We start from the raw sequence: 25,407 nt of genomic DNA, 5'->3' as shown, positions 1-25,407 counted from the left end.
ATGAGCGGCTACCCACCCACTCATTACGCGGCGACGCGAACCGACGACGCGCGCTGGCCGGGGCTGGACGGAGATCACGAGACTGAGACCTGCATTGTCGGCGGTGGCCTTGCCGGCGTCGCAGCCGCGCTGGCGCTGGCCGAGCGCGGGCGGTCCGTCATCCTGCTGGAGGCGCACCGCATCGGCTGGGGCGCATCGGGACGCAATGGCGGTCTTGCCACGCGCGGCTATCCGATTGCGATGCCGGCTTTGGCCGATCGCGTCGGCATCGACGAAGCCAGGGCGCTCTGGCGGCTGAGCAGCGAGGCGCTCGCCATCGTTCGTCGCCGGGCCGAAGCGCTGGGTCCGACGGTGCTCGTCGGCCACGGCGCCCTGCGGTGCCGGATGGCGGAACACCCGGACAGCCTGGGCTCCTATGTCTCAGCCATGAACGAGCGCTTCAATGCGGGCCTCGTTCATCTGCCGGCGGCCCAGCTCGGCGCGATGCTCGCGACCGATCGCTATGCCGACGGGTATCTCAATCCCTCGTCGCTTCAGCTGCATCCGCTGAATCTGGCGCGTGGCATGGCAACCACTGCGGCGCAGCACGGTGCACACCTGCACGAAGGCGCCGCCGTCGTCTCGCTGAAGCGCCGGGGCACGGCCTGGACTGTCGCGACGAAGGCCGGCGCCGTCTCCGCCCGTCATGTCGTGCTTGCCGGTGGTGCGCATCTCGGCCTGCTCCACAGGCGCCTGGGACTTGCGACGGTGCCGGTCGCGAGTTTCGTGATGACGACGGAGCCCGCACCCGAGCGCATCAGGCAGGCGATCGCGACCGACGCCGCCGTCTCGGATACGCGCGTCGCCACTGATTATTATCGCGTCCTGCCCGACGGACGGCTGCTCTGGGGCGGGCGGGCGAGCGCGCTTGAACCCAACGCGGCGCGGCTGGCGCGGCTGCTGCGTGGCGACATGGCGCGGATCTATCCGCAACTCGCCGATCTGAAGGTCGAGATGGCGTGGGGCGGCCTGATGCCGATCGCCCGGCACCGCATGCCGGTGATCGGCCCCTTGGAACAAGGACTATGGGCTGCCGCCTGTTTCGGCGGCTTGGGTCTGGTGAACACCACGCTCGCCGGCGAGCTGATCGCCGGCGCCATCGCCGACGGTGACGACCGCTACCGGCATTTCGCGCCGTTCGGGCTGCCTTTCGCCGCAGGCTCGGCGGGGCGGGCCGCATTCCAGTTCATCTACTGGCGCCACCAGCTCGGCGACCAGTTCCAGCAGATGCGGCGGCGCGCGTCGCGGCCGGCAAAGGAAACCCCATGACCGATGCAGCCGTCGCCATCTCGTCGGTACGCAAGACCTTCGCCGGCGCCAGCCAGCCAGCGCTGGGCGGCGTTTCGCTCGATATCCTGAAGAACGAGTTCTTCACGCTTCTGGGCCCGTCAGGCTGCGGCAAGACAACCCTGCTGCGCATGATCGCCGGATTCGAAAATCCGGATTCGGGCGCGATCCTGCTCGATGGCACGGCAATGGAGCGCACGCCGCCGAACCGCCGGCCGGTCAATACGGTCTTCCAGAGCTACGCCCTGTTTCCCCATATGAGCGTGGCGCAGAACATCGCCTTCGCGCTCGAGATGCTCGGCCGGCCGCGCGAGGCCATTCGGGCGCGCGTTGCCGAGATGATGCGCCTGCTGCGCCTCGACGGGCTTGGCGACCGCCGGCCCGCCCAGCTCTCGGGCGGACAGCAGCAGCGTGTCGCCCTCGGGCGGGCGCTGGCGCCTGAACCGAAAGTGCTGCTGCTGGACGAGCCGCTGTCGGCGCTCGACCTCAAGCTGCGCAAGGAGATGCAGATCGAGCTCAAGCGGCTTCAGACCGAAACCGGCATCACCTTCGTCTTCGTCACCCATGACCAGGAGGAAGCGCTGACGATGTCCGACCGCGTCGCCGTGATGCGCGGCGGCGCCGTCATGCAGATCGGGCGACCGACCGATATCTACGAGCGCCCGGCCAATCTCTTCGTTGCCGAGTTCATTGGCGAGGCCAATCTCCTGCCTGCGATCTGCGTCGATCGAAGCGGGGATGGCGGGAGCTTCCGCCTGGCTGGCGCGTCAGACGATGATGGCCCGATCGCCGTCGCCGATGCCGGCCTCCTTGCGCCGGGCGAGAAGGCGATGCTCGTCGTGCGCCCCGAACGCGTCGCCGTCGTGCCGGCGCAGACATCGCGCTTGCGCGGTCAGGTCCGCCAGGCCGTCTATCGTGGCAGCGATCTGATGCTGCATGCGTCTCTGCCGGGCGGGGCCCTGTTGCGGGCCCGCCTGCCGGGAGATGCCGATGTCACGGCCCTGATCGGGCAGGTCAGCGGCTTTGCCTTTCCGAGCGATGCCGTCAGGGCCTTTGCGGCATGAACGAGCTCCGCTCCCGCGATATCGCACTCACCGCGCCGGCCGCGCTGTTCCTCGTGGCCTTCATGGTCGCGCCGCTGCTGCTGATGGTCTACGTCTCGACGCTGGAGCGCGCACCCTTCGGCGGCGTGCTCTGGGGCAGCCATACCGCTGTCGCCTACGAGAAGCTTTTGCTCGAKCGCGATCTGCTCGGCGCGCTCTCCTTCAACAGCGACTATATCGCGATCTTCGGCCGCTMATTCCGTCTCGCGGCGATCACCACGGCGTTGACGCTCGCCATCGGCCTGCCGACCGCGCTCTACATGACCACGCTGTCGCCGCGCCGCGCCGCCATCATCCTGTTTCTGGTGACGGTGCCGTTCTGGACCAATCTCCTGGTGCGCAACTTCGCCTGGATCCTGATCCTGCGGAATGGCGGCCAGCTCGACAGCCTGCTGCTATGGCTCGGGATCACGAGCCAGCCGCTCGACATCCTCTACACGCCATGGGCCACCGGGATCGGCCTGACCTACTCGTTCCTGCCGTTCATGATCCTGCCCGTCTATGTGGCGCTGGAGCGGATCGACCGGCGGCTGATCGAAGCGGCCTTCGATCTCGGCGCCGACCGGCTCCGCGTCCTCACCCGCGTCGTGCTGCCCTTGGCGATGCCGGGCATCGTCGCGGGCGCCGTTCTCGTCTTCGTGCCCTGTMTCGGCGCCTATGTCAGCCCGGAGCTGCTCGGCGGCGGCAAGTCTCTGATGATCGGCAATCTCGTGCAGGCCCAGTTCGGCGCGTCGCGCAACTGGCCGTTCGGAGCGGCGCTGGCGCTGGTGCTCGTGCTCATCCTGCTCTTGTCGCTGGCGCTGCTTGCGCTGGTGCGGCGGCGCGCGGAGCGCCTGTCATGATGCGCGACCAGAACCTGCTGCGCATCCCCGGCGCCAGCGTCATCGCCGGGCTCGCGCTCGTCTTCCTGTATCTGCCGATCGTGACGCTCGTCGCCTTGTCGTTCAACGCCAGCGACCTGACGACGATCTGGACCGGGTTCAGCGTCAGATGGTACGCGGCGGTCCTCGACAATGGCGACATGCTGCGCGCGGCCAAGAACTCGCTGATCACGGCGAGCATTGCCACGGTCCTGGCGACGGCAGCGGCGACCGCCGCAACGCTTGGCGTCGCGCGCACGCGTTCGGCCTATCGCGGTGTCGTCGAAGGCTTGCTCGGACTGCCGCTGCTGGTCCCTGAAATCGTCACGGCGGTGGCGCTGCTGCTGCTCTTCGTGCTGATCGGGGCGCCGCTCGGCCTGCTCTCGGTCATCCTTGCGCACACCGTGTTCTGCATCCCGTTCGCCTATTATCCGATCCGCTCGCGCCTTGCGGGCCTCGACCCCGCTCTGATCGAGGCCGCGAGCGATCTCTACGCCTCGGCATGGCAGCGGTTCCTGCGCATCGAACTGCCGCTGCTCGGCCCCGGCATTCTCGCCGGCGCGCTGCTCGCCTTCATCAGCTCGCTGGGTGATTTCGTCATCACCTATTTCGTCGCCGGCCCCGGCGCCACGACGCTGCCCGTCTATATCTTCGGCATGATCCGCATCGGCGTCACGCCCGAAGTCAACGCACTCTCGGCGATCCTGCTTCTCACCTCGATCGCCGTGATCGGCGTCGCCTTCCTGCTCGGACGGCGGCCCGCCAGTCGACACAAGGGAGGATAAGCGTCTTGAAACACTATTTCCGTCTTGCGATGGCGGCCCTGGCGCTCGCCAGCGCACCAGGTATCGCGCTGGCCCAGTCCAAGCAGCTGCTGCTGTACAGCTGGGCGAATTATGTGCCGCCGGATCTGCTCAAGCGCTTCGAAGCCGAAACCGGCGTCAAGGTCAGCGTCGACGTCTATGACAGCAACGACACCATGCTGGCCAAGCTGCAGGCGGGCGGCGGCGGCTACGATATCGTCGTGCCGACCAATTCCGTGCTCGCCACCATGATCCGCTCCAACCTGCTGCAGAAGGTCGATGCGGCGAAGCTCGCGAATTTTGGGAATGTGAAGGCGCCGCATGATCGCCCCGATGCCGATCCGGGCCGCGAATACTCCGTTCCCTATCTCTGGGGCTCGACCGGCTTCACCTATGATTCCGCCAAGGTTCCCGGCGGCAAGCTGGCGGAGAGCTGGAAGGAATTCTTCGAACCGCGCCCCGAACTCGTCGGCAAGATCGCCGCGCTGAATGATCAGGGCGAAATGTTCAGCGCCGCGGCGATCTATCTCKGCCTCGATACCTGCACCGAGAACCCCGCCGATGCGCAGCGCATCCTGGAGCTTCTGGCGAAGCAGAAGCCGAGCGTGAAGATCTATTCCTCGACCGGCACGATCGATCGTGTCGCAGCCGGTGAGGTCGCGCTGCATCAGCAATGGAACGGAGCCTCGCACCGCGCCCGGGCCAAATTGCCGACTGCGGTCTTCGTCTATCCGACCGAGGGGATGAACCTGTGGGGCGACAATTTCGCCGTGCCGAAGGGCGCTGCGAACCCGGAGAACGCCAAGCTGTTCCTGAACTGGATGATGGACCCCAGGAACGCCGCCGAAGCCTCGAATTTCAGCGGCTACAACAACGCCATCAAAGGTTCGGATGCGTTCATGACGGCCGAGCTGCGCGACAATCCCGCCATCAACCCGCCGGAAGCGTTGATGACGCGTTTCCGGCCGGTGAAGGATTGCTCACTCAAGGCGCGCGAGCTGCGCGACGGCGTCTGGACGCGCCTGCGCCGCTGACGATCGACGGAGAGGCGTGCCGAAGGCCGCCTCTCCGCTTTCTTCGCTCCCACCAGGCTCGCCACCGAACAGCCTCGGGATTCCGCGCCCCCAGCCGACGCGGCGTCGCTCGTGCCCTGCGTCGCGCAGCTGACCGCTGAGACTACGTCTCGTCGCGCCCAGGCAGGTTGTTGTTCGAGCCCCTATTGTGTTGCGGCCGAACTTGGCCTTTTCTTCCTGAAGCTCGCCCAGTCATCCATTCCTGCCTTTGATAATCTGCCGATCGAATCCGGAGGCCGGCAAAAGGTCTCAAACCGGATTGCCTTTGAAAGTGGAGAAGCCCGATGTTGAAGCAAATGAGCTTGGTCCTTGCAGTCTCGCTGGCGGTGGGGGTTGCGGGCTGCGCGACCGGTCCGACTGTGACAAGCCAGACAGTCATCGTCGCCGGCGTCGGCCCGGTGGAAGTCGAGCAGCTTGATGTCGAGGTTGCCGAGGTGAATCCCGCCGAGCGCATGGTGATCGTCCGGCAGGGCCGCCAGACCTGGCCCGTCGCGGTGCCGTCCGTGTTCGGCGATCTGCAGAATATCAACGCCGGTGACAACGTCCGGATCCGACGCGTCGAAGGCGTGATCCTTGGCGCCAAGCGCGCTCGCAAGGGCGCCAAGCCGACAATCGTCTATACCGAGGCGGTCAGCAGCCCCAGCTTCCAGAACCTGCCGGACAAGTTCATCGTGCGGACACTGACCGTGACCGCCAGGTTCGAGAGTTTCGATCCGGCGACAGGTGTCGTGAACTATGTCGGGCCGCTTGGACCGCGGACGCGTGAAGTCACGGATCCCGGCATTCAAGACGCGATCAGGCGCCTGAGGCGTGGCGATATGGTGGAGCTTACCTTCGCTGAAGGCTTCCACTTCCAGAAGAACTGAGCCCGTCGGCTCACCGCCGCCTGCCTATGCCAGGTGCGAGTTCCCCTCCGGAAGGAGGCGAGCATCGCGCCTGGTCGCAGCCGGGGCGCCACTCCTGCGACCAGGATGTCCTCAGCGAGGACGGGATGCATCCAGCCTTCGAGAGCGGGCCAACCTCCCGACCTCCGGTGACGGCGCCAGACCCATCAGGCACGGTCCTCACCGTCCACGCCGCTCCCGCACAGCCTTGCCCTCTACCATGTCACGCGCAGCCCGGCCGTCGCGGAGTGGGCGGTGACATCGCTGTTCAGACTGGCGTCGTAATCGGCGAACAGGGTCAGGTTGCGGTCGATCTGGAGCGAGAGGCCGGCGCCGATGACCGCGCTGTCGCGCGCGATCCGGGCACCCTGCACCGGGAAGCCTGCGGTCGGGGCGCCGATGAAGGACGCGTTCAGCACCATCGTGTCGTCGAGGAATTCATGCTGCCAGCGCCCGCGCGCCTCGACCGCGAGGCGGCCGGAGCCGATGTCGAAGCTCTTCGCCAGACGCAGGCCAAGGCTGCCGAGCAGGCTTTGCGCCGATTGCGACCGGGTCGTCAGGCCACTGCTGCCCGCGCCGGTCTCGCTGAAGCCGTCCTGGTGCAGATAGGTGTAGCGCAGTCCGGCCAGCGGCTCGATCTTAGACCAGCCGAGATCGATGCCGTAGCTGGCCTCCAGCGCGCCGCTGAGGCGGTCGCCATCGTACGCGGCGCGGGCCTGGCGCGACAGGCCACCGAAGGCGATGCTGCGCTCGCTGTCGAAGCCGAGGCGGGCATAACCCAGGATGCCGTCGAAGCGCAGCGGGCCGCTGGCATAGCCGCCGTACAGCGCGCCCTCATAGGCCTTGACGCTGCCATTGCCGCCAAAATTGCGGAAATCGCCATCTGTGCTGGAATAGCCGACGCTGACGCCGGCCAGGAACGCGGGCGTGAACTGCCGGTCGACGCCGGCGATCGCGCCGCCGCCCCGATACGTGCCGCCGCCCGCATTCGCGTCGCCGCCAAGCTTGACGAACAGGCCGTAGCCACGCAGCCAGGCGCTGCTCTGCGGCGCGACCGGGGCGGCCGGGAGCTGCCTCAGCATCGCCGCCAGCGGGTTGTTGGTCGCGCCCGGCGCATAGGCCATCGCCGAACTCCACTCGCCGCTGGGCCCGGTCTGGCCGGCGCGCAGCGCAGTCAGGCGCCGCTCGATCATTCCTGCAAAGGGCAGGAAGCCGCCGAGCGCCAGCGTGCCGAGATTGGCCTGCGTCTCGCCAGACAGCGCGGCCAGAGCGCGCTGCGCGCCGGCGCGCGTGCCGGCCGCCTGCAGCAGCCCCGCCACCTCGCGCAGGTCGCGGTCCGCGCCGGCGAGCCCGCGCTCCCAGCCGCGCACTGGTTGGCTGAGGCGCAGACCTCCGGCGTGTCGAACGGCAACGTGCGGATGTCGAGATAGGCGACGCGGGGCTCATAGCGCAGGCTCGCCCGAATGAAGGCGGCCGTGCCGTCGCCGGCCGGCCCCTCGACACCGTCGAAGCGGCCGCTGATCCCCTGACCGGCGCTCAGCACGGGCGCGGTCAGGGAGCGCGGCAGAAGCCGGTTCTCGGCGGTGAAGGCGACGCGGCCGGCAAGGCCCGCCGAGCCGGCGACGGCGAGATGGTTGAGGCCCCCTGCGCCGTCGATCTGCTGGACCAGCACGCCCTCGGGCCGCTGCACATAGTTGCCGTTGACCGTCAGCATGCCGACGCCATAGGCATCGCCCGCCCAGACGGCGCCGGCATTCTCGACGGAGCCGTTGATCACGCCGGTGCCGGCCAGCACGCCGAACCCGCTGACCGTGGTCGGGGAGGCAATGCTGCCCATCACCGAGAGGAAGCCGCCCTCGACGCGTGTTGCCCCGGCATAGGAGCTGTGCCCCGACAGCACGAGTTCGCCGCCGCCGCGCTTGACCAGGCCCCCTGCCCCGACGATGTCGTTCTCGAAGAATGCGACACCCCCTGGCTGCTCGATGACGAAGTCGCCCCAGTCGAAGCGGCCGGGACCGAGCACCGCCTTGCCGACGTCGAGCAACCCGTAGCCGAAGATCTCGTCCACCCCCGGCGGACCGATGTCCCGCGCCGTCCCCAACAGCGTCTGGCGCACCTGATCCGCCGTGAAGAACGGAAACATCTGCCAGACCAGGGCCGCGGCGCCGGTGACATGCGGCGCTGCGAGCGAGGTGCCGGAGACCTTGGAGTAGCCGCCGCTGGTGTTGGCCACAACGATGGGATCATCGGGAAATTCGGTGTCGAACCAGTCGCCGCCACCGGGCGCCGTCAGACACCAGTTCTTGGCCACGCCGCAGCGGTTGGTATACCAGGGCTCGTAGCCGTTCGCATAGCCCGCCACAGCCAGCCAGCCGCGCTCCAGCTCCGGGAAGAGATGCGGCAGTCCAGCCTGGGCACTCGGCTGGTTGAGACCCTGGTTCGCCGTGCCCCAGATGCTGAGAACGCCCGCAGCGACGGCGCGCCGATAGGCGGGGATGTCTGACGCATTCTCCGCCAGGTAGCTGTCCGCAGTGAATGCCGTAACCGGGCGGTCATCGCCGTAGCTGTTATTGATGATACGGACGCCGMGCGCCTGCAGGTCGGCATAGGCGCGTGCCGCGAAATCCAAATCGATCCATCCCCGCGCGTCTTCTGCTCCGGCCACGATGAGCGAGGCGCCAGGCGCGACGCCGTGCATGCCGCTGCCGTCACGGTTGGCGGCGATGACTGATGAAACCATCGTGCCGTGCCCGTCGCGATCGATCGCCTGCACCGTTCCGGTGGGATAATCGTAGCCTCCGGCGTAACGTCCGGTGAACTCGGAATGGCCGGCGAAGATGCCGGTATCGATGACCCCGACCAGGACACCGGTGCCATCGACGCCTCGGGCATAGGCCTTCGCGGCGTTGATCGTGTCCAGGCCCCATTGCGCCAGATATTCCGGCGTCCGCCACGTGTTCGGATCGGTCAGGAGACCTGTCGACTGGGCAGCGGCTGCGCTCGTCAGGACTGTCGTCAGCAACAGGGCGGCGACGGCGGGCTTGGCTCGGACAGGCAAGGGCATCCTCGGGCGGGAGCAAAAAGCCTCCGCACGGAGACTTATGTCCGCAGTTTCGAGATTCCGCCCGCGGCGCTCAATACGGCAAATGCCGTATTTCGTCCGGTGATTCCGCAGTTTTCGCCTCGCCGCGCGATGGCGCCGTCCACGGGGTCCGCGGGCTCCATGTCATCGATGCTTCGGTGATGCCCTGCGCACCCCGAGGCCAATACCAACCTGCCCACCATGATGCTGGCGGGAAAACCGGCGGATGGTCTGGTCTGAAGCAGCGTCATGGCGCAACAAGCGGAGCTGTCATCCCCTTGAGGTCAAAGGACGCCAGGCGCCTGTCCCCAGCCCCCTGTTCAGTCCACGCCAGCGCAACTCAGCTCACCCGCAGCATATCGCTGCCATCGCCGAGATAATGCAGGACATCGCGCGGGATCGAGGGGTCGTCGGGCTGCAAGGTCGTGGCGATGGCCATGTCCTCCCTGCCGATCAGGCCGGCGCGGCGATAATGCAAGGCGGTCCGGGTCGCATAGGGCTCGCGCAGCATGGTCGCCGCGATGCCGCTGGCGATGCCGAACATGAACTTGGTCTTGCTGCGCTGAACCGGCATCAGGATCGAGGTCGTCAGCTCGTTCTTCTGGACGCTCTCGAAATCGAAGAAGAAGATCCGCCCGGCCAGCGGCACCGTGAAACCGTGATATTTGAAGATGTAATCCGTCTTCCCGCGCGCTTCCGCGCTCGGAAAGCGTTCGAGATAGCAATGCTGGTAGAGGTTCTCGTTGCGGTAGATGCAGAGCAGCGAGCGGATGATCGCGCCCTTGTAGATCGATGAATACTGGTAGCGGTCATAGACCCCCGCAATATCGGGCGTCTCCCGCTTGGCGCCGAGTACGGCTGCATTCATGAAGGCATCGAACTGGCGCGAGCCGCGCAGCCGTTCCAGCACCGGGAAATAATTGCCGTCGACAAGCATCCGGACCTCGTCGGGGTCGGCGAAGAGCACGGCGATGCCCAGTCCGAAGAACTGCGAGATCAGCCGGATATTGCCGGGCGACGGCAGATGCACGCCCGAGAGGTATTTGTTGAACTGCTGCCGGTTGAGCCCGATCTTCTGGCAGACCGCCGTGATCGAGCTGTGCCGCTCGCAGAGGAACCTCAGGTTCGCCGAAAATCGTTCCACCCCATCCGGTCTCAAAGCGCCCCGCCCCCCAAGCATCAGCAGCATGATGACGCGATCACTGCGTCACTTCGCGTCAGCAATCAAGCGACTGCGAAATTGTCAGCCGGCACGGTAGCGCCGAACACTTGCGCTCAGATGTGGTGTGGAAGGCAGTGATGATCAGGCGCTTGAAGACGGCGGCACGGTCCGACGATGCGGTTCAGGACAGGGCTCTCACCAAGGCGGTGGAGGAGCTTTTGGCGCAGGTCGAGACCGGCGGCGACAAGGCGGTGCGCGCGCTGGCCACCCGGTTCGACGGGCTCGACCGCGCCTCCTACCGGCTGAGCGACGCCGAAATCCGGGCCTGCGTCGATGGGCTGACGACACAGCAGCGCGACGACATCGCATTCGCCCAGGAGCAGGTCCGCAACTTCGCGCAAGCGCAGCGCGCGGCGCTCCGGGATATCGAGATCGAGACGCTGCCGGGCGTCATCCTCGGGCACAAGAACATCCCGATCGCGAATGTCGGCTGCTATGTGCCGGGCGGCAAATATCCGCTGCTGGCATCGGCGCATATGTCGGTCGTCACCGCCAAGGTCGCGGGCTGCGAGCGCATCATCTCCTGCGCGCCGCCGTTCAATGGCGCGCCCGCCCCCTTGATCGTCGCCGCCCAGCATCTGGCCGGCGCAGACGAGATCTACTGCCTCGGCGGCGTCCAGGCGATCGCGGCGATGGCCTTCGGCACCGAGACGATCAAGCCGGTCGACATGCTGGCCGGCCCCGGCAACGCCTATGTGGCCGAGGCCAAGCGCCTGCTCTTCGGGCGGATCGGCATCGATCTCTTCGCCGGCCCGACGGAGACGCTGATCATCGCCGACGAGACGGTCGATGGCGAGATCTGCGCCACCGACCTGCTCGGACAAGCCGAGCACGGCGTCAATTCGCCGGCGATCCTGCTGACCACCTCCGAGGCGCTCGCGCGTGAGACGATGCGCGAGATCGAGCGCCTGCTCACGATCCTGCCGACGGCAAAAATCGCCCGCCAGGCCTGGGAGGATTATGGCGAGGTCATCCTCTGCGACAGCCTGGAGGAACTGGCCGAAGAATCCGACCGGATCGCCTCCGAGCATGTCCAGGTCATGACCGCGGACCCGCAATATTTCCAGGATCGCCTGAAGAATTACGGCTCGCTCTTCCTCGGCGTGCGCACCACCGTGTCCTATGGCGACAAGGTCATCGGCACGAACCATACGCTGCCGACCAAGAAGGCGGCGCGCTATACCGGCGGGCTCTGGGTCGGGAAATTCCTGAAGACCTGCACCTATCAGCGCATCGCGACCGACGAGGCCTCGGTCCTGATCGGCGAAGCCTGCTCGCGGCTCTGCATCATGGAAGGCTTCGTCGGCCATGCCGAACAGGCCAATATTCGCGTCCGCCGCTTCGGCGGGCGCAACATCCCCTACGGCGCCGCGGCCGAATAGCCCCGATGCTCTCCTTCATCATCAGACGCATCGTCGCGACCATCCCGGTGATGGCCTTCGTCGCCCTCTTCGTCTTCTCGCTGCTCTATATCGCGCCGGGCGATCCCGCCGCCGTGATCGCCGGCGACCAGGCCTCGCCGGCCGAGGTCGAGCGCATCCGGCAGAGCCTCGGCCTCGACCGGCCCTATCTGATCCGCTTCGGCGAATGGGCCTGGCGCGTCGTGCAGGGCGATCTCGGCACCTCGATCTTCACGGCGCGGCCGGTCACGCTGCTGATCGCGCAGCGCATCGAGCCGACGCTGTCGCTGATGGTGCTGACGCTGCTCGTCACCGTGCTCATCGCCGTGCCGATGGGCGTGCTCGCGGCCTGGAATGCCGGCAGCGTCGTCGACAAGGCGGCGATGGCCTTTGCGGTGCTCGGCTTTTCCGTACCGGTCTTCGTCGTCGGCTATCTCCTGGCCTATGTCTTCGCGCTCAAGCTCGAATGGCTGCCGGTGCAGGGCTACACGCCGCTGGCGGAGGGTGTCTGGCCCTGGCTGCGCAACCTGATCCTGCCGGCGCTGGCGCTCGGCTTCGTCTATGTAGCGCTGATCGCCCGCATCACCCGGGCGACGATGCTCGAAGTGCTGCAGCAGGATTATATCCGCACCGCCCGATCCAAGGGCGTCAGCCATCGCAATGTCCTGTTCCTGCACGCGCTGAAGAACGCCGCCGTGCCGGTGATCACGGTCATCGGCGTCGGCATCGCGCTCCTGATCGGCGGCGCGGTCGTCACCGAGAGCGTCTTCGCCATTCCCGGTCTCGGCCGGCTGACGGTCGATGCGATCCTGCAGCGCGACTATCCCGTCATCCAGGGCGTCATCCTGATGTTCAGCTTCGTCTACGTGCTGGTGAACCTGCTGATCGACCTCGCCTACACCATCGTCGACCCGAGGATACGCTATTGACCGCGCTCACCGGCACCGAGGCGGGCGGGGCCCGGCTCGTCGCGAGACCCTCGCGGCTGCAGCGTCTCCTGCGCTATCTCGGCCGGCACCCGTCCGTCGCGGTCGGCGGCGGGCTGCTGCTTGCCATGGTCGCGATCGCCGTGCTGGCGCCGCTGCTCTGGACGGTCGACCCGACCCAGATCTCGCCGGCGCGGCGGACCCGGATGCCCTCGGAGCAATTCTGGTTCGGCACCGACATGCTCGGGCGCGACGTCTATTCGCGCGTCGTCTATGGCGCCCGCGTCTCGCTCGTCGTCGGGTTTGCGGTCGCGGCGCTCGCCTCGCTGGCGGGCCTGGCGATCGGCGTCCTCGCCGGTTTCGTGCGCAAGGCCGATGGCGTCATCATGCGCGCCATCGACGGCATGATGTCGATCCCGCCGATCCTGCTCGCCATCGCCCTGATGGCGCTGACGCGCGGCTCGGTCGGCAATGTCGTCCTGGCGATCACGCTGGCGGAAATTCCCCGCGTTGCCAGACTCGTACGCGGCGTCGTTCTCTCGCTGCGCGAACAGCCCTATGTCGAGGCTGCCGTCGCCAGTGGCGCCAGGGCGCCGCGGATCATCATCCGGCACATCATCCCCAACACCATGGCGCCGATGCTGGTGCAAGCGACCTATATCTGCGCCAGCGCGATGATCATCGAGGCGATCCTGTCCTTCATCGGGGCCGGCATCCCGCCTGCGACGCCGTCCTGGGGCAACATCATGGCCGAAGGCCGGGCGCTCTGGCAGGTCAGGCCGCATATCGTGCTGTTTCCCGCGATCTTTCTCTCGATCACGGTCCTGGCGGTCAACCTGCTCGGCGACGGCCTGCGCGACTCGCTCGATCCGCGCATCGCCAAGAGCCTGTGAGGGGAACGCGAACCCAATGATCCAGACGGGGCCCCGGATCGGCTCCGGCCCTGACCGCAAGCATTGCCGGCAATCCAACAATAAAGGGGAAGGACATTCATKCGCGTTGCACTGGCCAGCTTTGAATTCGAGGGCAACACGCTCTCCCAGCAGATCAACGGGCGCGACAGCTTCGCCCGAAAGGTCCTTGTCGAAGGCGAGGCCGTACTGCCTGCGATCGAGGGACGCGACCTTGCCGTCACCGGCGCGCTCGAGGCGCTGCGCAAGGAGGGGCTGGAGATCGTTCCCGTGCTCGTCGCCCATGGCGGTTCCGGCGGCGTCGTCGAGGGCGCCTTCTACCGCGAGACCTTCGAGGCCATCGTCGCCGGCATCCTGAGAGAGCCGGTGGACGGCGTTTTCCTCGCCCTGCACGGGGCGATGATCTGCGAGGGCGAGACCGATCCCGAGGGCGCCCTGCTCGCGGCGCTGCGCGCGGCGCTCGGCCCCGGCATCAAGATTGCCGTGAGCCTCGACCTGCACGCCCATGTCACGCCGCGCATGGCCGGGAATGCCGATATCCTCGTCGGCTACGAAACCTATCCCCATGTCGACGCCCATGGCACCGGGCGGCGCGCGGCCGAACTGCTGGCGGGCGCGCTGCATGGCCGCATCCGGCCCGTGACCCGGCTCCGGCGCATCGACGCGCTCCTGCCCGTCGCCGGCGGCTCGACCCATGGCGATGCGCCGATGGCGGAGCTGCGCCAGCTGGCGCGCCGGATCGAGGCGGACGGGCGCGCGCTCGCTGCGAGCTATTTTCCGGTCCAGCCCTGGCTCGATATCGACGGTCTCGGGATCGCAGGCGTCGCCGTGACCGATGCCGACCCGGCAGCTGCCACCGCGGTGGCCGGCGAGATCGTGCAGGCGATGTGGGACCGTCGCCGCGCCTTCGAGATCCCCTGCCTGTCTCCCGACGAGGCCGTCGCTGAGGCCGTCGCCCGTCCCGAGCGGGTGCTGATCTCGGATGCGCCCGACTGCGTCGGCGGCGGCGCGCCCGGCGATGCGCCGGCCGTGCTGGCGGCCCTGCTGCGCGCCGGGCTCGATGTGGAGGCGGCCGTGCTGGTCGTCGATCCCGCTGCGGCGGCAAAGGCCTTCGCGCTCGGCGTCGGCCAGCCGATCCGCGTCGCGATCGGCTCCGCGCTCGACCCGCGCTTCCATCCGCCGGTTGCGGTCGAGGCGGTGGTCGAGAGCCTGCATGACGGCCATTTCACCTATTCCGCCGGCATCAGCGCCGGCACGCCCGGCCAGATGGGACCGACCGCGGTGCTCCGGGCCGGCCGGCTCCGCATCGTCGTGCCGACCCACGCGACCTACGAATATGCGGACGAGCAATACCGGGCCGCGGGCATCKACATAAGCGACTGCAAGATCGTGGTTTTCAAGAACCCGATGAATTTTCGCACCCTGCTCGATGCCGGGACCTCCTGGGTCATGGTCGGCGGCGCGGGCCCGACGAACCCGAACCTCGCCAGCATCGACTGGCACGTCAAGCAGCGCCCGTTCTGGCCCTGCGACGACCAGGCGCAACCCGTTTTCATGGAGATGAGCCGTGACTGACCCCCTGCTTTCCTGGCCGGCGCCGACGCGCAGCCGCAACCGCCCGCCGATCGAGCCGCGCTTCGCCGAAGGCACGGCCTGGATCGACGGCAGGATCGTGCCGGTGGCGGAAGCCACCCTGCCGCTGCTCGACTGGGGCTTTCTGCGCTCGGATGCCTGCCAGGAGACGATCTCGGCCTGGGACGGGCTGCTGTTTCGCCTCGACGACCATCTCGATCGGTTCTGGCGCTCCCTGGAACGCCTGCGCATGACCTCGCCGCTCAGCCGCGCGGAGATCCACAAGGCGGTCCACGCCCTGATCGCAACCGCCGGCTTCGACAACGCCTATGTGCAGATCATCATGACGCGCGGCCGGCCGCCGATCGGCAGCCGCGACATCCGGCTCTGCACCCAGCGTTTCCAGGCCTTCTGCATCCCCTATGTCTGGATCGCGACGCCTGAGGTGCAGCAGCGCGGCCTGCACCTCCATGTCGGCAGCCGGCATCGCGTGCCGGCGAACTCCGTCGACCCGATGGTCAAGCACTACCACTGGCTCGATTTCGAGCTCGGCCTGCTGGAGGCCTTCGACCATGGCGCCGAGACCGTCGTGCTGACCGACGGCCAGGGTCATGTCCTGGAAGGTCCGGGTTTCAATATCTTCATCCGCAGGGGCGAGACGCTGCTGACCCCGCGCAGCGGCATGCTCGACGGCATGACCCGACGCACCGTGATGGAGCTTTGCGCCGATCTCGGCATCGCGGTCGAGGCGACCGACGTTCCCGTCGCCGCGCTGCTCGAGGCCGACGAAATCTTCCTGACGACGACCGCCGGCGGCGTGCTCCCCGTCACCTCGGTCGGCACCAGGGCCATCCGCAACGGACCGGGCCCGTTCACTGCCCGGATCCACGCCGCTTACTGGCAACGCCGCGCCGATGGCTGGCTCGGCCAGCCCGTCGACTACGTCGTCCCCGCCCCTTCTGCCTCGGAGTAGGACCTGCCATGTTCAACAGACGTCAGTTCATCGCCACGGCCGGCGCCGCCACGCTTGCCCGCCCCGCCATTGCCCAAGGCACGGCGGCGCGCACGCTGAAATTCATCCCGGAAACCAACCTCGCCATCCTGGACCCGATCGTGACGACGGCGGCGGTCTCGACCACGCATGGTTATTGCGTGTTCGACAATCTCTTTGCGGTCGACGATCAGTTGCGGCCGCAGCCTCAGATGGCGGCCGGCGCCACGGTCTCCGACGATGGCAGGACCTATGAGATCAAACTGCGCGACGGCCTGAAATTCCATGACGGCGAGCCGGTGCGTGCGCAGGACTGCGTTGCCAGCCTGAAGCGCTGGAGCATGCGCGACAGTTTTGGCCAGGCGCTCGGCGCGGTCGTCGACGACTGGCAATCGGTCGATGACAAGACGATCCGCGTGCGGCTGAAGCGGCCCTTCCCGCAATTCCTGCGCGCGCTCGGCAAGCCGCATTCCTCGGCCGCCTTCATCATGCCGGAGCGGATCGCCAGTTCCGACCCGATGGCGCCGGTCAAGGAGATGGTGGGATCGGGGCCGTTCCGCTTCGTCGCCAACGAGTTCGTGCCGGGCTCGCGCATGGTCTACGAGAAATTCGAGGGCTACGTGCCGCGCCAGGAGCCGGCCAACTGGACGTCGGGCGGCAAGCGCGTGAATTTCGACCGCGTCGAATGGCATGTCATCACCGACCCGGCGACGGCGGCCGGCGCCCTGCAGCGCGGCGAGGTCGATTGGTGGGAACGCCCCCTGCCCGACCTGATGTCGACGCTGACCGCGAACAAGGAGATCGCGACCAGCACGCTCGACCCTTACGGCCTGATCCTCGGGATGCGCTTCAACCATCAGCAGGCACCGTTCAACAATCCGGCACTGCGGCGGGCCATTCTCTCGGCCGTGACGCAGGATGACTACATGCAGACGGTGATGGCCGGCGATACCGGCAGCTTCCGCACCTGCCAGGCGATGTTCCCCTGCGGGTTGCCGGGGGTGAAGGAGCTCGGCGCCGAGATCATGAAGCAGCCGCCCGATCTGAAGGCGGCCAGGGCGGCGATCGCGGCCTCCGGCTACAAGGGCGAGAAGATCGTCATGCTTCACGCCGCCGATCATCCGCTCATCGCCCCGCTCGGCGACATCACGGCCGATCTGCTGAAGAAGCTCGGCCTGAATGTCGACGTGCAGACGATGGACTGGGGCACCGTCGTCCAGCGGCGCACCTCGAAGGAGCCAGTGGAGCGCGGCGGCTGGAGCATTTTCCACACGAACTGGCCCGGCTCCTCCGTCACCAACCCGGCGGAAAACCTCTATATCCGCGGGGCCGGCGCGTCCGGCTGGTTCGGCTGGCATGACAGCCCGGAGATGGAGACGCTGACGGCGCAATGGCTGGCCAGCACCGACGAGGCCCAGGCGCAAAAGCTGCTGGACGATGTCCAGCGCAGCGCGCTCACCACCGTGCCTGTCGCGCCGCTCGGCCAGATCATCCCAAAAACCGCCTATCGCCGCAACCTGCAGGGCATCCTGACGGCCTCCTCCCCCCTGTTCTGGAACGTCCGCCGGGGCTGACATTCGGTCCGCAGCCACAGCAAACCCGCCGGAGCGATCCGGCGGGTTTTGGCATCAGGTCCGGCTGGGGCTGGTCAGGCCGCGCTTCACCCTTTCCGCTCGGCGCCAGCACCGGCTGGATCTGCTCGACGCGCAGTCCCAACCCATTTGAGACCCATGGAGATCGGCGTCGGGTGGTCGGAGTTTGCCCTTTCCCGACATCCAGGGAGTCTGCTTTCGGGCTGCCCGGTTGGCGCGCCGGCCGATGGGCAAAAGTGGCCCAGCCTCTACCTTCGGAATGTCTGCAATTGGGTAAGGCCGGCGTGCCTGGAATCGATGAGGAGAGTGCTGGCAGGTTGTCGCAGGATGCCTCAGCGCTGCGGGCAGCGGCCGCCCGGTGTTCGGTCTTGCCAGACTGCGCGACCTGCCCGACCTGGAAGGGCTCGAGGATGCGGGCCTGCTCTCGAAGGATATGCTCCTAGCCGAAGAAATTTCGACGAGCGGCTCTGACGACAGGGAGGGCGACGCAGAACGMGACGACTTCTCTCTTGATGACTGGAATTCAGCGGGTGGAACTGACGGCGTCACGAATTGGACGCGCAAATCCTTGCCTCGAGAAGCGCGGTCATGGCTTCTGCCCCTGGCGTCGGCGCAGCATCGCCAGCGGCAGAAGGCGGCGGCTGCGCAGCTTCGGATCAAGCGCCTCGTTGAGGCTGTCGCCGACAAGGTTCGCAGCGAGCACGAAGAGGGATAGCGCGACCGCGGGACCGATAATCAGATAGGGTGCGCGGGTGAGGAAGCCCTTCGCCTCGTTCAGCATCTGCCCCCATTCCGGCATCGGCGGCTGCACGCCGAGGCCGAGATAGCTAAGCGAGGACGCGCCGATCACGAATCCGGGAAGCGTGATGGTCGCCTTGACGATCACCGGAGCGGAAATGTTGTGCAGCACGTGTCGAACCAGGATGTCGGACCAGCTTGCGCCAGCGGCGATCGCCGCCTCGATATAGAGTTCCTGTCGGACAGAGAGAGCGGCGCTGCGCGCGATGCGGATGAAGTTCGGGAGCTGCGACAGTCCAAGCGCGATCACCACGCCCCTTTCCGACGGACCAACCACGACCACGATCACGATGGCGATCATGATCGTCGGAAAGATCAGCATCATGTCGGTCAGGCGCATCACGATCGCGTCGGCGAGACCTCCGCTATAGCCGACGACCATGCCGATCGGCACGCCGAGCAGCAACGAGAACAGCAGCGCAGCCGTCGTGATCTGCAAAGTCACGCGCGTCGCAAGGATCACGCGTGCCAGCGTGTCCCGCCCGAACTGGTCCGTTCCGAACCAATGACTGGCGGATGGCGGCAACAGCCCCGCCGTCAGGTTGGTTTCCAGCGGGTCGGACGGAACGATCCACGGCGCGAGAATCGCGACGAGGTAGAACAGGGCCAGGATCACGCCGAAGAAAAGGCCGACGCGATCGCGGGCATAGTGCCTGAACAGATTCATGTGCCACGTGCCCGGTGCGGCGAGGCTGTCCGATCAATCATGGGCTAGCCTCGGATCCGCCCAGCGGTAGAGCAGGTCGACGATCAGATTCACCAGCACGAACATCATCGCGAAGACGAAGATGCAGCCCTGGGTCAGTGGAAGATCGCGCGTGAGGATCGAATCGACCATGAGCCGGCCAAGGCCGGGCCAATTGAAGATCGATTCTGCGACTGCGGCGCCGCCGAGCATGCTGCCGAGGCCAAGGCCGAAAAAGGTGATGATCGGCAGCAATGCATTGCGCAGTGCATGCTTGAAGACGATCGTGCGCTCGGGGACGCCTTTGGAGCGCGCGGTCACGATGAAATCGCGCTGCAATGCATCGATCATGCAGGCGCGGACCATGCGCGTGAAGCCCGCCGCTTGCGCAAAACCAAGCGTCAACACCGGCATGACGTAGTGACGCCAGGTGGTCATGCCGCCGATCGGCAGCCAGCGCAGATAGACCCCGAAAAAATAGATCGCGACGATCCCCGACACGAAGATCGGCGTACAGATGCCGATGAGCGAGACGAGCGACACGCCTCTGTCGATCGGCCGGCTCCAGTACATGGCGGAGAGCGAGCCGAGGACGAGGCTGATCGTCGTCGCGAAAAGCATCGCCCAGGCAGCCAGGAGAGCAGTGTTCAACAGGCGCGGACCGACGATCGCGAGCACAGGCTGACGCGAGAAGTTCGAAACGCCGAAATCTCCCGTCAGCACCTTGCCCATGTAGGCGACATATTGCGCGCCAAGCGGTTGATCGAGCCCGTAGGCCGTGCGGATGCTCGCGACCAGCTCTTCCGGCGCGCTGTCGCCGGCGATCAAGCGCGCGGGATCGCCGGGGATCGCATGGAACAAGCAAAACAGAAACGTCAACAAAAGGAGCCCGGCAACGATCATGAAGACCAGTCGGCTGGCGATCATCTTCATCATGCGCAGTCAGGCTCCCGGCACGCCGCCGGCGCGAGCATTGGAGGAAGAGCGGCTTTCATGAGCGTCAGCGGTTGATCCCCTGGCGCTTGCGCTCGGCTTGATCGATCCAGGCGAAGGTCCCGTCATAAACATTCGACGGCAGATAGACGCCACCATGCACATAGCTGCGCGTCGCGTCGGTCAGGTTGAGCGTCGGCAGGTAGATGACCGGCGCGAGCTTCAKAAGTTCGGCCATCCATTGCCGCACAATTTCGGCGCGCTTCGCGGGATCGCTCTCCACATGCGCCGCCTCCGCCAGCCTGTCCGTCTCCGGATTGGAGAAGAACATGCGATTGGCGCCGGCCGGCTTCCACGCCTTTGTATGCGTCATATACATCATCGGCTCGTCTGGATCGGCCGTCGGCACGGTCCAGGACAATACGGCGAGATCGTATTTCGCATCCTTCGGACCGACAGAGAGCGCAGCGCTGAACGTCGCACTCTCCAGGATCGTGAGCTCGGTCTTGACGCCAAGCTTCTCGAGGAACGTCTTCACGAGCTGCGCGATTTCGTAGTCGCCCGTTCCAGCCTTCCGGCCATAAAGCTTGAGCGACAGCGTCTTGCCCTGTGCGTCCTCGACGAAGCCGTCGCCATTTCGATCCTCGTATCCGGCCTCCTTCAGCATCGCCCGCGCCCTGGCGAGATCAAACGGGAAGATCGTGTCCTTGCCGGGCTCGCGCATATCGGCGAAGCCGAACACGCCGGGCGATAATGTCGGAGCCTGCGATAACGTGGCACCGGTGCCTGCGAAAACGGACTGCACGATGCCGGCCTTGTCGACGGCGATGTTGAGCGCCTGCCGCACCTTGGGATCGTCGAGCGGCTTCACCAGATTGTTGATGACGACATAATGCTGCTGCAGGCTCGGCATGGTCCGTAGCGCGATGCTCTTGTCCTTGGCCAGCCGCTGAATGTCGAAATTCGGAATGCCCGGGGCGCGGTCGATCTCGCCGCTCTCCAGCATCGCKAGGCGCGTCGTCACATCCGGTACGAAGAGGATGCGGATGCTGTCGAGATAAGGTTTGCCCTTCTGCCAGTACTTGTCGTTCTTCTTGAAGAGCGCGTATTCGCCCTTCGCATATCCGGTGTTGATGAAGGGGCCTGTGCCGATGATGTTGCTGCCGAGGCCCTCCTCCCCCTTGGCCTTGTAGGCAGTCGGGCTAAAGATGCACATCGTGCGGTAAGCGAGATTGGGAATAAGCGCTGCCGACGGCGCCGACATCTGGAACGACACCTGACCGTMATTGTCGGCGACGACTTTCTKCAATCCCTCGAGCAGGCTGACATAAAGGAATTTCTTAGCGAGTGCTTCGTTGAAGACGAAGGCGACCGCCTCGGCGTTAAACGGTGTGCCGTCGTGGAACTGCACGCCCGGCCGCAGCTTGAACGTCACGGTCTTCTTGTCTTCGGACGTTGTCCAGCTCTCAGCCAGCACTGGCTTGATCTGACGATCGGCTGTCAGCTCGACCAGCGTCTCGCAGGCGTTCAAGTAAACGTCCATGCCGCCGGCGTCCGTGTTGCGGCCGGGGAACATCGTCTTGTCGAGCTGTCCAGCGAGCACGAGTTCGCCGCCATATTGCGGCTTGGCCTCCTGCGCGGCGGCAGGCACCGACAGCGCGGCGCCCAGGGCGATCGACGCAGCAAGCAGGCTTTTGCACCGGGCTTTCATCATGCTCTCCTCCCTCGTTCCTCTTCGCCGCATCCTGCGCGCGCCGTTGGCCGCGGCAGGTTTTGGCTCAATACATGCGCGCCTTGTCGAGCACGTTGATCATCTTCTCCGTCTGGCCGGCGACGTAGTGGCCGAGATTCTCGATGAAGATGTCGACGATCTTGCCGTTCTCGCTCGGCGCGGTGCTGGCCGAGTGCGGGGATATCAGCACGTTCGGCATCGACCAGAGCGGCGATCCCGGCGGAAGCGGTTCGACCGCGGCGACGTCCAGGCCGGCGAACGCGATCCGCCCGCTCGACAACGCCGCGATCAGCGCCGCCTCATCGACAACCTGGCCGCGCGCGATGTTGATCAGAACGGCGCCGGGTTTCATCGCGGCGAACGCCATGCGATCGAGCATGCGTTCGGTCTGCGGCGTATGCGGCGTGCAGAGAACGACATAGTCCGCGCTGGCGAGCGCCTTGTGCAGGTCCGGCTGGCCGTAGATATCCGTCGTGAACAATTCGGCGCTCCGCGCTGGCGACGGATTGTTGACGACCGCTGTCACCGACATGTCGAACGCACGCGCGAGTGCGGCGATGCGGGCGCCGACCTTACCGGCGCCGACGATCGCAACCGTCTTGCCGGAGAGCTCTCCGCCGCAATAGCGCTCCCAGCGATGTGCTTGCTGATCGCGCTGCAGGCGCGGCAGATCCTTCACATGGCCAAGCATCACGAGAAATGCGAACTCCGCCAGCGCGTCAGCATGGACGCCGCGAGCCGTGGTCACGATCAGGTCGGTCGGCGCAAGCCCGAAGCTATGGACTTGCCGTCCCACCCCCGAGCTGGTCGTCTGCACCCAGCGCACGTTCGGCGCGAGCGCAAGGCCTCGCTCATCCTCCGCGCCGGTTGGAAAATCCCAGAGGATCGTCGCGCGTCCGAGCGCCTCACGCCAGCGGCGCTCCTGCGCCCCGGTACGCCGGAAGCTGTCGCGTCCCTTGTGATCGCCGACATAGCGCGTCATTGGCAGCAGATCGGGCGCGAAGATGATGTCGACGCCGGCGGGTGCCGCCGCGCGCATGCGCTCGACATGCTCGCTCTMCAGCGGCGAGGTGATGAACGCGATATGCGCGGGCGACGACGTCATGGCGCGCGGACTTTGGTTGATGGCATGCGGCGACCCCGGCGCGCCGGTCTGATTGTCGGACAGATCCAGGCGGCGGACATGACTATCATGAGAATTTTTCACATTTCAAGAGGACGCCCTTCTGCCGTTAGGGCTGCCAGCTCGCCCTGAAGCCAGCGCCGGAAGGCGAGGATTTTCGGTTCGGACCGGCGCAGCGGGCTGCACATGAAGAAGTAGCCTTGCTCGCGGCGCAGGATATGGGGTGACGCGATAACGAGGTCGCCGTTCTCCAACTCCCGCCGAATCAGGAACCGCGGCAGCAGGGCAAAGCCGATGCCGACCACGGCCGCCTCGATCACCATGAAGAAATGCTCGAAGCCGAGGCCAGCAGGCGTGGGCGTCGGCAGATGAAGGTTCTCGAACCATTCAGGCCAGGCCTCGATCCGGGTAGTGTGGCGAATGAGCTGTTCGGGGCGAAGCGCCCCGGGATCGATCGCCGTGCGGCCCTCGAGCAGCCGCGGCGCGCAGACAATCACCAGTTCTTCGTCCAGTATCCGATAGGTTTTGACGCCCGGCCAGTCGCCATTTCCATAGCGGATGCCGACATCAACGGCGTCGAGGGCGAAATCGATCGCCTGCTCACCGACGACGATGTCGACCTGCATGTCCGGATGCTGCGCCTTGAATGCCGGCAGGCGCGGAATCAGGAAGCGCAGCGCGAAGGTCGGCAGCACGTTGATGGTCAATCCGTATGCGTTCTGATCTTGGCGAAGGCGCGCGAGCAGCGTCCGCATCCGATCGAATGAGTGGCGCAACTCGACGAAGATCGCTTCGCCGCTCGACGTCAGCTGGATTGACGGCTTGGTGCGCAGGAACAGCGGAAAGCCAAGTTCCGCCTGCAGCAAGGACAAGGCGCGGCTGACGGCGCTTTGCGTGACGCCGAGTTCCGATGCCGCGCGTGTCATACTGCCGAGACGCGCCGTCGCCTCGAAGCTGCGCAGACCGTTCAGGGATGGGAAGTCAGGCATCTGACTCCATTGACATGATATTTAATCATGTCAATGGAGTCGTTCTCATAAGGCGCGTGCGACTCAAGCCTCCAGCAGGCATTGTCACGGCGTAGCGGAATTGTTGCGCCTCGATCGGGTTGGTCGGTTCCAGCATGAGTGCGCGTCATCGGCACGTAACCGCTGTACGCCGCTTACTCACGGCTTCGGTCAGAACTCCGGCCAGCGCACTCGTACGTGTGCTTCTGGGCAACTCGCCAATGTCTGCAAATGGCGCGGGCCGGAACTCGGCGCTTCTGACGCCGAACGACCGAGACGTGTGGAAATCAGAGTTCGCCAAGCGGCGAGGCGCTGCCTTTGGACTGTTTCTACGCCTAAGCGGGCGCCTTAGCCCGGGACGAAGCGGTTAAGCTTCTGCCTCTCCGGGGCTGATGCACTCTTTAATCGCCTGGGAAAAGGCGATGATCGTTGCCTCTCGGTCTTCGGCGCACATAGCTCGGAACAGATTCAGGAAGTCATCGGTGCCGATCTGCATAACAACCTTTGAATTGCCCCCTCCGGAAGCCATAACCCCGCGAACGGTGACACCACTCCGCCTTTGGCCATCCGGGCTTTTGCCAACCCAGGCACCGTGAGCGATCTCAACATTGCCTTCGTATTGCCAGCGGCCGCCGCCCTGTAGAGGCGCCCTCCAAAGCTGGCTGCGTTCACTCATGGTAGTTCCTCGATTTCTATCGGTCGGAAGCCCTGAGCCTGCGCGAGCACCGCCAACGCTCTTCTGTAGCTGGGCGCCTTTTACGTCGCTGCAGCCAGAACATCCACGGCTGCCGCGCTCCGGCATCAACAGTGAAGCCCGCCCAGCGGAACGTCCGCTTTGCGGCTGGATCTCAACCTGGCGCTTCTCGTACGCAGCTAGTCGCGCATAACGGAATGGCTCGAAGCAGCGCAGCCACATCATTGGTAGGATAGTTGCGGATGCGGCGCCCCAAGGGGAATTGCCATGCATGTCGAAACTCAAAGCCAACGGCAGCGGCAGGTTTGGAACACCGGTCGCATTATTGGACCCAGGCCGCCTCTGAAGCCGAGACACATTTGGGCCACCCGCACCCGGCTCCAGCATGAGGGCCGGATCCGCGATTTGGCGATGTTCAATCTCGCAATCGATAGCAAACTGCGCGGATGCGATCTCGTTCGCCTCCGCGTGGCTGATGTCGTGCTTGGGGGCCTTCGAGCCTGGCATCCTCCCGCTTCGTTCGCCCCATTGGAAAGCTTGCCCCAATCAGGATTTCGTGGCGGCGAGGTCGCCCCCGATGACAAGGAGGGGTTGAGCTCGGGCTTTCACGGCTCGGACGAGTTCGCAGCCGGATTCCGGCTCAAGTGAAAGCAGCCCTGAAATGCAAAATGCCCGCCGTGAGGCGGGCAT

The 25,407-nt window shown here is 66.0% G+C and carries 22 protein-coding genes and 1 pseudogene; 14 read left to right on the top strand and 9 right to left on the bottom strand.

Going from position 1 to position 25,407, the window contains the following annotated elements; all coding sequences use genetic code 11:
• The 6 genes from AC1DIO_RS31805 (at position 1) to AC1DIO_RS31780 (ending at position 6,031) form a co-directional block, all read left to right on the top strand.
• A complete protein-coding gene (locus tag AC1DIO_RS31805; protein ID WP_476854656.1) occupies positions 1-1,308 on the top strand; it encodes an NAD(P)/FAD-dependent oxidoreductase in 1,308 nt (435 codons plus the stop codon).
• Complete coding sequence (locus AC1DIO_RS31800) at positions 1,305-2,390, top strand: ABC transporter ATP-binding protein (protein ID WP_476854655.1); 1,086 nt, start codon at positions 1,305-1,307, stop codon at positions 2,388-2,390. Before AC1DIO_RS31805 ends, AC1DIO_RS31800 begins: the two co-directional genes overlap by 4 nt.
• Positions 2,387-3,271, top strand: a complete 885-nt coding sequence (locus tag AC1DIO_RS31795; protein ID WP_476854654.1) for an ABC transporter permease — start codon at positions 2,387-2,389, stop codon at positions 3,269-3,271. The genes AC1DIO_RS31800 and AC1DIO_RS31795 overlap by 4 nt, the downstream gene beginning before the upstream one ends.
• Positions 3,268-4,074: an ABC transporter permease gene (locus AC1DIO_RS31790; protein ID WP_476854653.1), complete on the top strand. Its 807-nt coding sequence runs from the start codon at positions 3,268-3,270 to the stop codon at positions 4,072-4,074. Before AC1DIO_RS31795 ends, AC1DIO_RS31790 begins: the two co-directional genes overlap by 4 nt.
• Positions 4,075-4,079: 5 nt before the next feature.
• Positions 4,080-5,126 (top strand): extracellular solute-binding protein, encoded by a 1,047-nt coding sequence (locus AC1DIO_RS31785; RefSeq protein ID WP_476854652.1) that lies wholly within the window; start codon positions 4,080-4,082, stop codon positions 5,124-5,126.
• Positions 5,127-5,449: 323 nt separating this feature from the next.
• The gene (locus AC1DIO_RS31780; RefSeq protein WP_441507200.1) at positions 5,450-6,031 is read left to right on the top strand and encodes a hypothetical protein; all 582 of its coding nucleotides are present in this window, start codon (positions 5,450-5,452) and stop codon (positions 6,029-6,031) included.
• A 233-nt stretch (positions 6,032-6,264) separates the two neighbouring features.
• Here the strand turns inward: AC1DIO_RS31780 and AC1DIO_RS31775 are convergent, their stop codons facing one another.
• Positions 6,265-7,173: an autotransporter outer membrane beta-barrel domain-containing protein gene (locus tag AC1DIO_RS31775; RefSeq protein WP_476854662.1), complete on the bottom strand. Its 909-nt coding sequence runs from the start codon at positions 7,171-7,173 to the stop codon at positions 6,265-6,267.
• A gap of 65 nt (positions 7,174-7,238) precedes the next feature.
• Positions 7,239-9,107 (bottom strand): S8 family peptidase, encoded by a 1,869-nt coding sequence (locus AC1DIO_RS31770; RefSeq protein WP_476854651.1) that lies wholly within the window; start codon positions 9,105-9,107, stop codon positions 7,239-7,241.
• Between AC1DIO_RS31770 and AC1DIO_RS31765 the strand changes: the two genes are divergently transcribed.
• The gene (locus tag AC1DIO_RS31765; RefSeq protein ID WP_441507226.1) at positions 9,026-9,511 is read left to right on the top strand and encodes a GMC oxidoreductase; all 486 of its coding nucleotides are present in this window, start codon (positions 9,026-9,028) and stop codon (positions 9,509-9,511) included. The two genes, AC1DIO_RS31770 and AC1DIO_RS31765, sit on opposite strands and share 82 nt — an antisense overlap.
• Here the strand turns inward: AC1DIO_RS31765 and AC1DIO_RS31760 are convergent.
• Positions 9,472-10,275: an XRE family transcriptional regulator gene (locus AC1DIO_RS31760; protein WP_476770227.1), complete on the bottom strand. Its 804-nt coding sequence runs from the start codon at positions 10,273-10,275 to the stop codon at positions 9,472-9,474. The two genes, AC1DIO_RS31765 and AC1DIO_RS31760, sit on opposite strands and share 40 nt — an antisense overlap.
• A 155-nt stretch (positions 10,276-10,430) precedes the next feature.
• Here AC1DIO_RS31760 and hisD point away from each other — a divergent pair, with 155 nt between their 5' ends.
• The 6 genes from hisD (at position 10,431) to AC1DIO_RS31730 (ending at position 17,727) form a co-directional block, all read left to right on the top strand.
• On the top strand, positions 10,431-11,735 hold the full coding sequence (gene hisD / locus AC1DIO_RS31755; protein ID WP_476854650.1) for a histidinol dehydrogenase: 1,305 nt from the start codon (positions 10,431-10,433) through the stop codon (positions 11,733-11,735).
• Between the two features lie 5 nt (positions 11,736-11,740).
• Positions 11,741-12,682, top strand: coding sequence for an ABC transporter permease (locus AC1DIO_RS31750; RefSeq protein WP_476854649.1), 942 nt, complete (start codon positions 11,741-11,743; stop codon positions 12,680-12,682).
• Positions 12,679-13,572, top strand: coding sequence for an ABC transporter permease (locus AC1DIO_RS31745; RefSeq protein ID WP_476770346.1), 894 nt, complete (start codon positions 12,679-12,681; stop codon positions 13,570-13,572). The genes AC1DIO_RS31750 and AC1DIO_RS31745 overlap by 4 nt, the downstream gene beginning before the upstream one ends.
• A 99-nt stretch (positions 13,573-13,671) precedes the next feature.
• Entirely contained in the window at positions 13,672-15,165 is a 1,494-nt protein-coding gene (locus AC1DIO_RS31740) for a M81 family metallopeptidase (protein ID WP_476854661.1), read from the top strand.
• Complete coding sequence (locus AC1DIO_RS31735) at positions 15,158-16,135, top strand: aminotransferase class IV (protein WP_476854648.1); 978 nt, start codon at positions 15,158-15,160, stop codon at positions 16,133-16,135. The genes AC1DIO_RS31740 and AC1DIO_RS31735 overlap by 8 nt, the downstream gene beginning before the upstream one ends.
• A gap of 8 nt (positions 16,136-16,143) precedes the next feature.
• Complete coding sequence (locus AC1DIO_RS31730) at positions 16,144-17,727, top strand: ABC transporter substrate-binding protein (RefSeq protein ID WP_476854647.1); 1,584 nt, start codon at positions 16,144-16,146, stop codon at positions 17,725-17,727.
• A gap of 604 nt (positions 17,728-18,331) precedes the next feature.
• Here the strand turns inward: AC1DIO_RS31730 and AC1DIO_RS31725 are convergent.
• The 6 genes from AC1DIO_RS31725 to AC1DIO_RS31700 all read right to left on the bottom strand — a co-directional run bounded on the left by AC1DIO_RS31725 (position 18,332) and on the right by AC1DIO_RS31700 (position 24,699).
• Positions 18,332-19,210: an ABC transporter permease gene (locus AC1DIO_RS31725; RefSeq protein WP_476770342.1), complete on the bottom strand. Its 879-nt coding sequence runs from the start codon at positions 19,208-19,210 to the stop codon at positions 18,332-18,334.
• A gap of 33 nt (positions 19,211-19,243) precedes the next feature.
• On the bottom strand, positions 19,244-20,164 hold the full coding sequence (locus tag AC1DIO_RS31720) for an ABC transporter permease (RefSeq protein ID WP_441493664.1): 921 nt from the start codon (positions 20,162-20,164) through the stop codon (positions 19,244-19,246).
• 64 nt (positions 20,165-20,228) lie between these two features.
• Positions 20,229-21,875 (bottom strand): ABC transporter substrate-binding protein, encoded by a 1,647-nt coding sequence (locus AC1DIO_RS31715; RefSeq protein ID WP_476854646.1) that lies wholly within the window; start codon positions 21,873-21,875, stop codon positions 20,229-20,231.
• Positions 21,876-21,939: 64 nt separating this feature from the next.
• Positions 21,940-22,998 (bottom strand): D-2-hydroxyacid dehydrogenase, encoded by a 1,059-nt coding sequence (locus AC1DIO_RS31710; RefSeq protein ID WP_476854645.1) that lies wholly within the window; start codon positions 22,996-22,998, stop codon positions 21,940-21,942.
• Between the two features lie 98 nt (positions 22,999-23,096).
• Complete coding sequence (locus AC1DIO_RS31705) at positions 23,097-24,005, bottom strand: LysR substrate-binding domain-containing protein (RefSeq protein WP_441493667.1); 909 nt, start codon at positions 24,003-24,005, stop codon at positions 23,097-23,099.
• Between the two features lie 385 nt (positions 24,006-24,390).
• Positions 24,391-24,699 carry a hypothetical protein gene (locus tag AC1DIO_RS31700; RefSeq protein WP_476771119.1) on the bottom strand — a complete coding sequence of 103 codons (309 nt, stop codon included), beginning with the start codon at positions 24,697-24,699 and terminating at the stop codon, positions 24,391-24,393.
• A 285-nt stretch (positions 24,700-24,984) separates the two neighbouring features.
• Between AC1DIO_RS31700 and AC1DIO_RS31695 the strand changes: the two are divergent.
• Positions 24,985-25,206 (top strand): annotated as a pseudogene (locus tag AC1DIO_RS31695) (integrase); the annotation flags it as partial.
• Between the last annotated feature and the right edge of the window lie 201 nt (positions 25,207-25,407).

Source organism: Allobosea sp. 05T439, from assembly GCF_056396005.1.
This window is presented reverse-complemented; position numbering and strand designations above follow the sequence as displayed.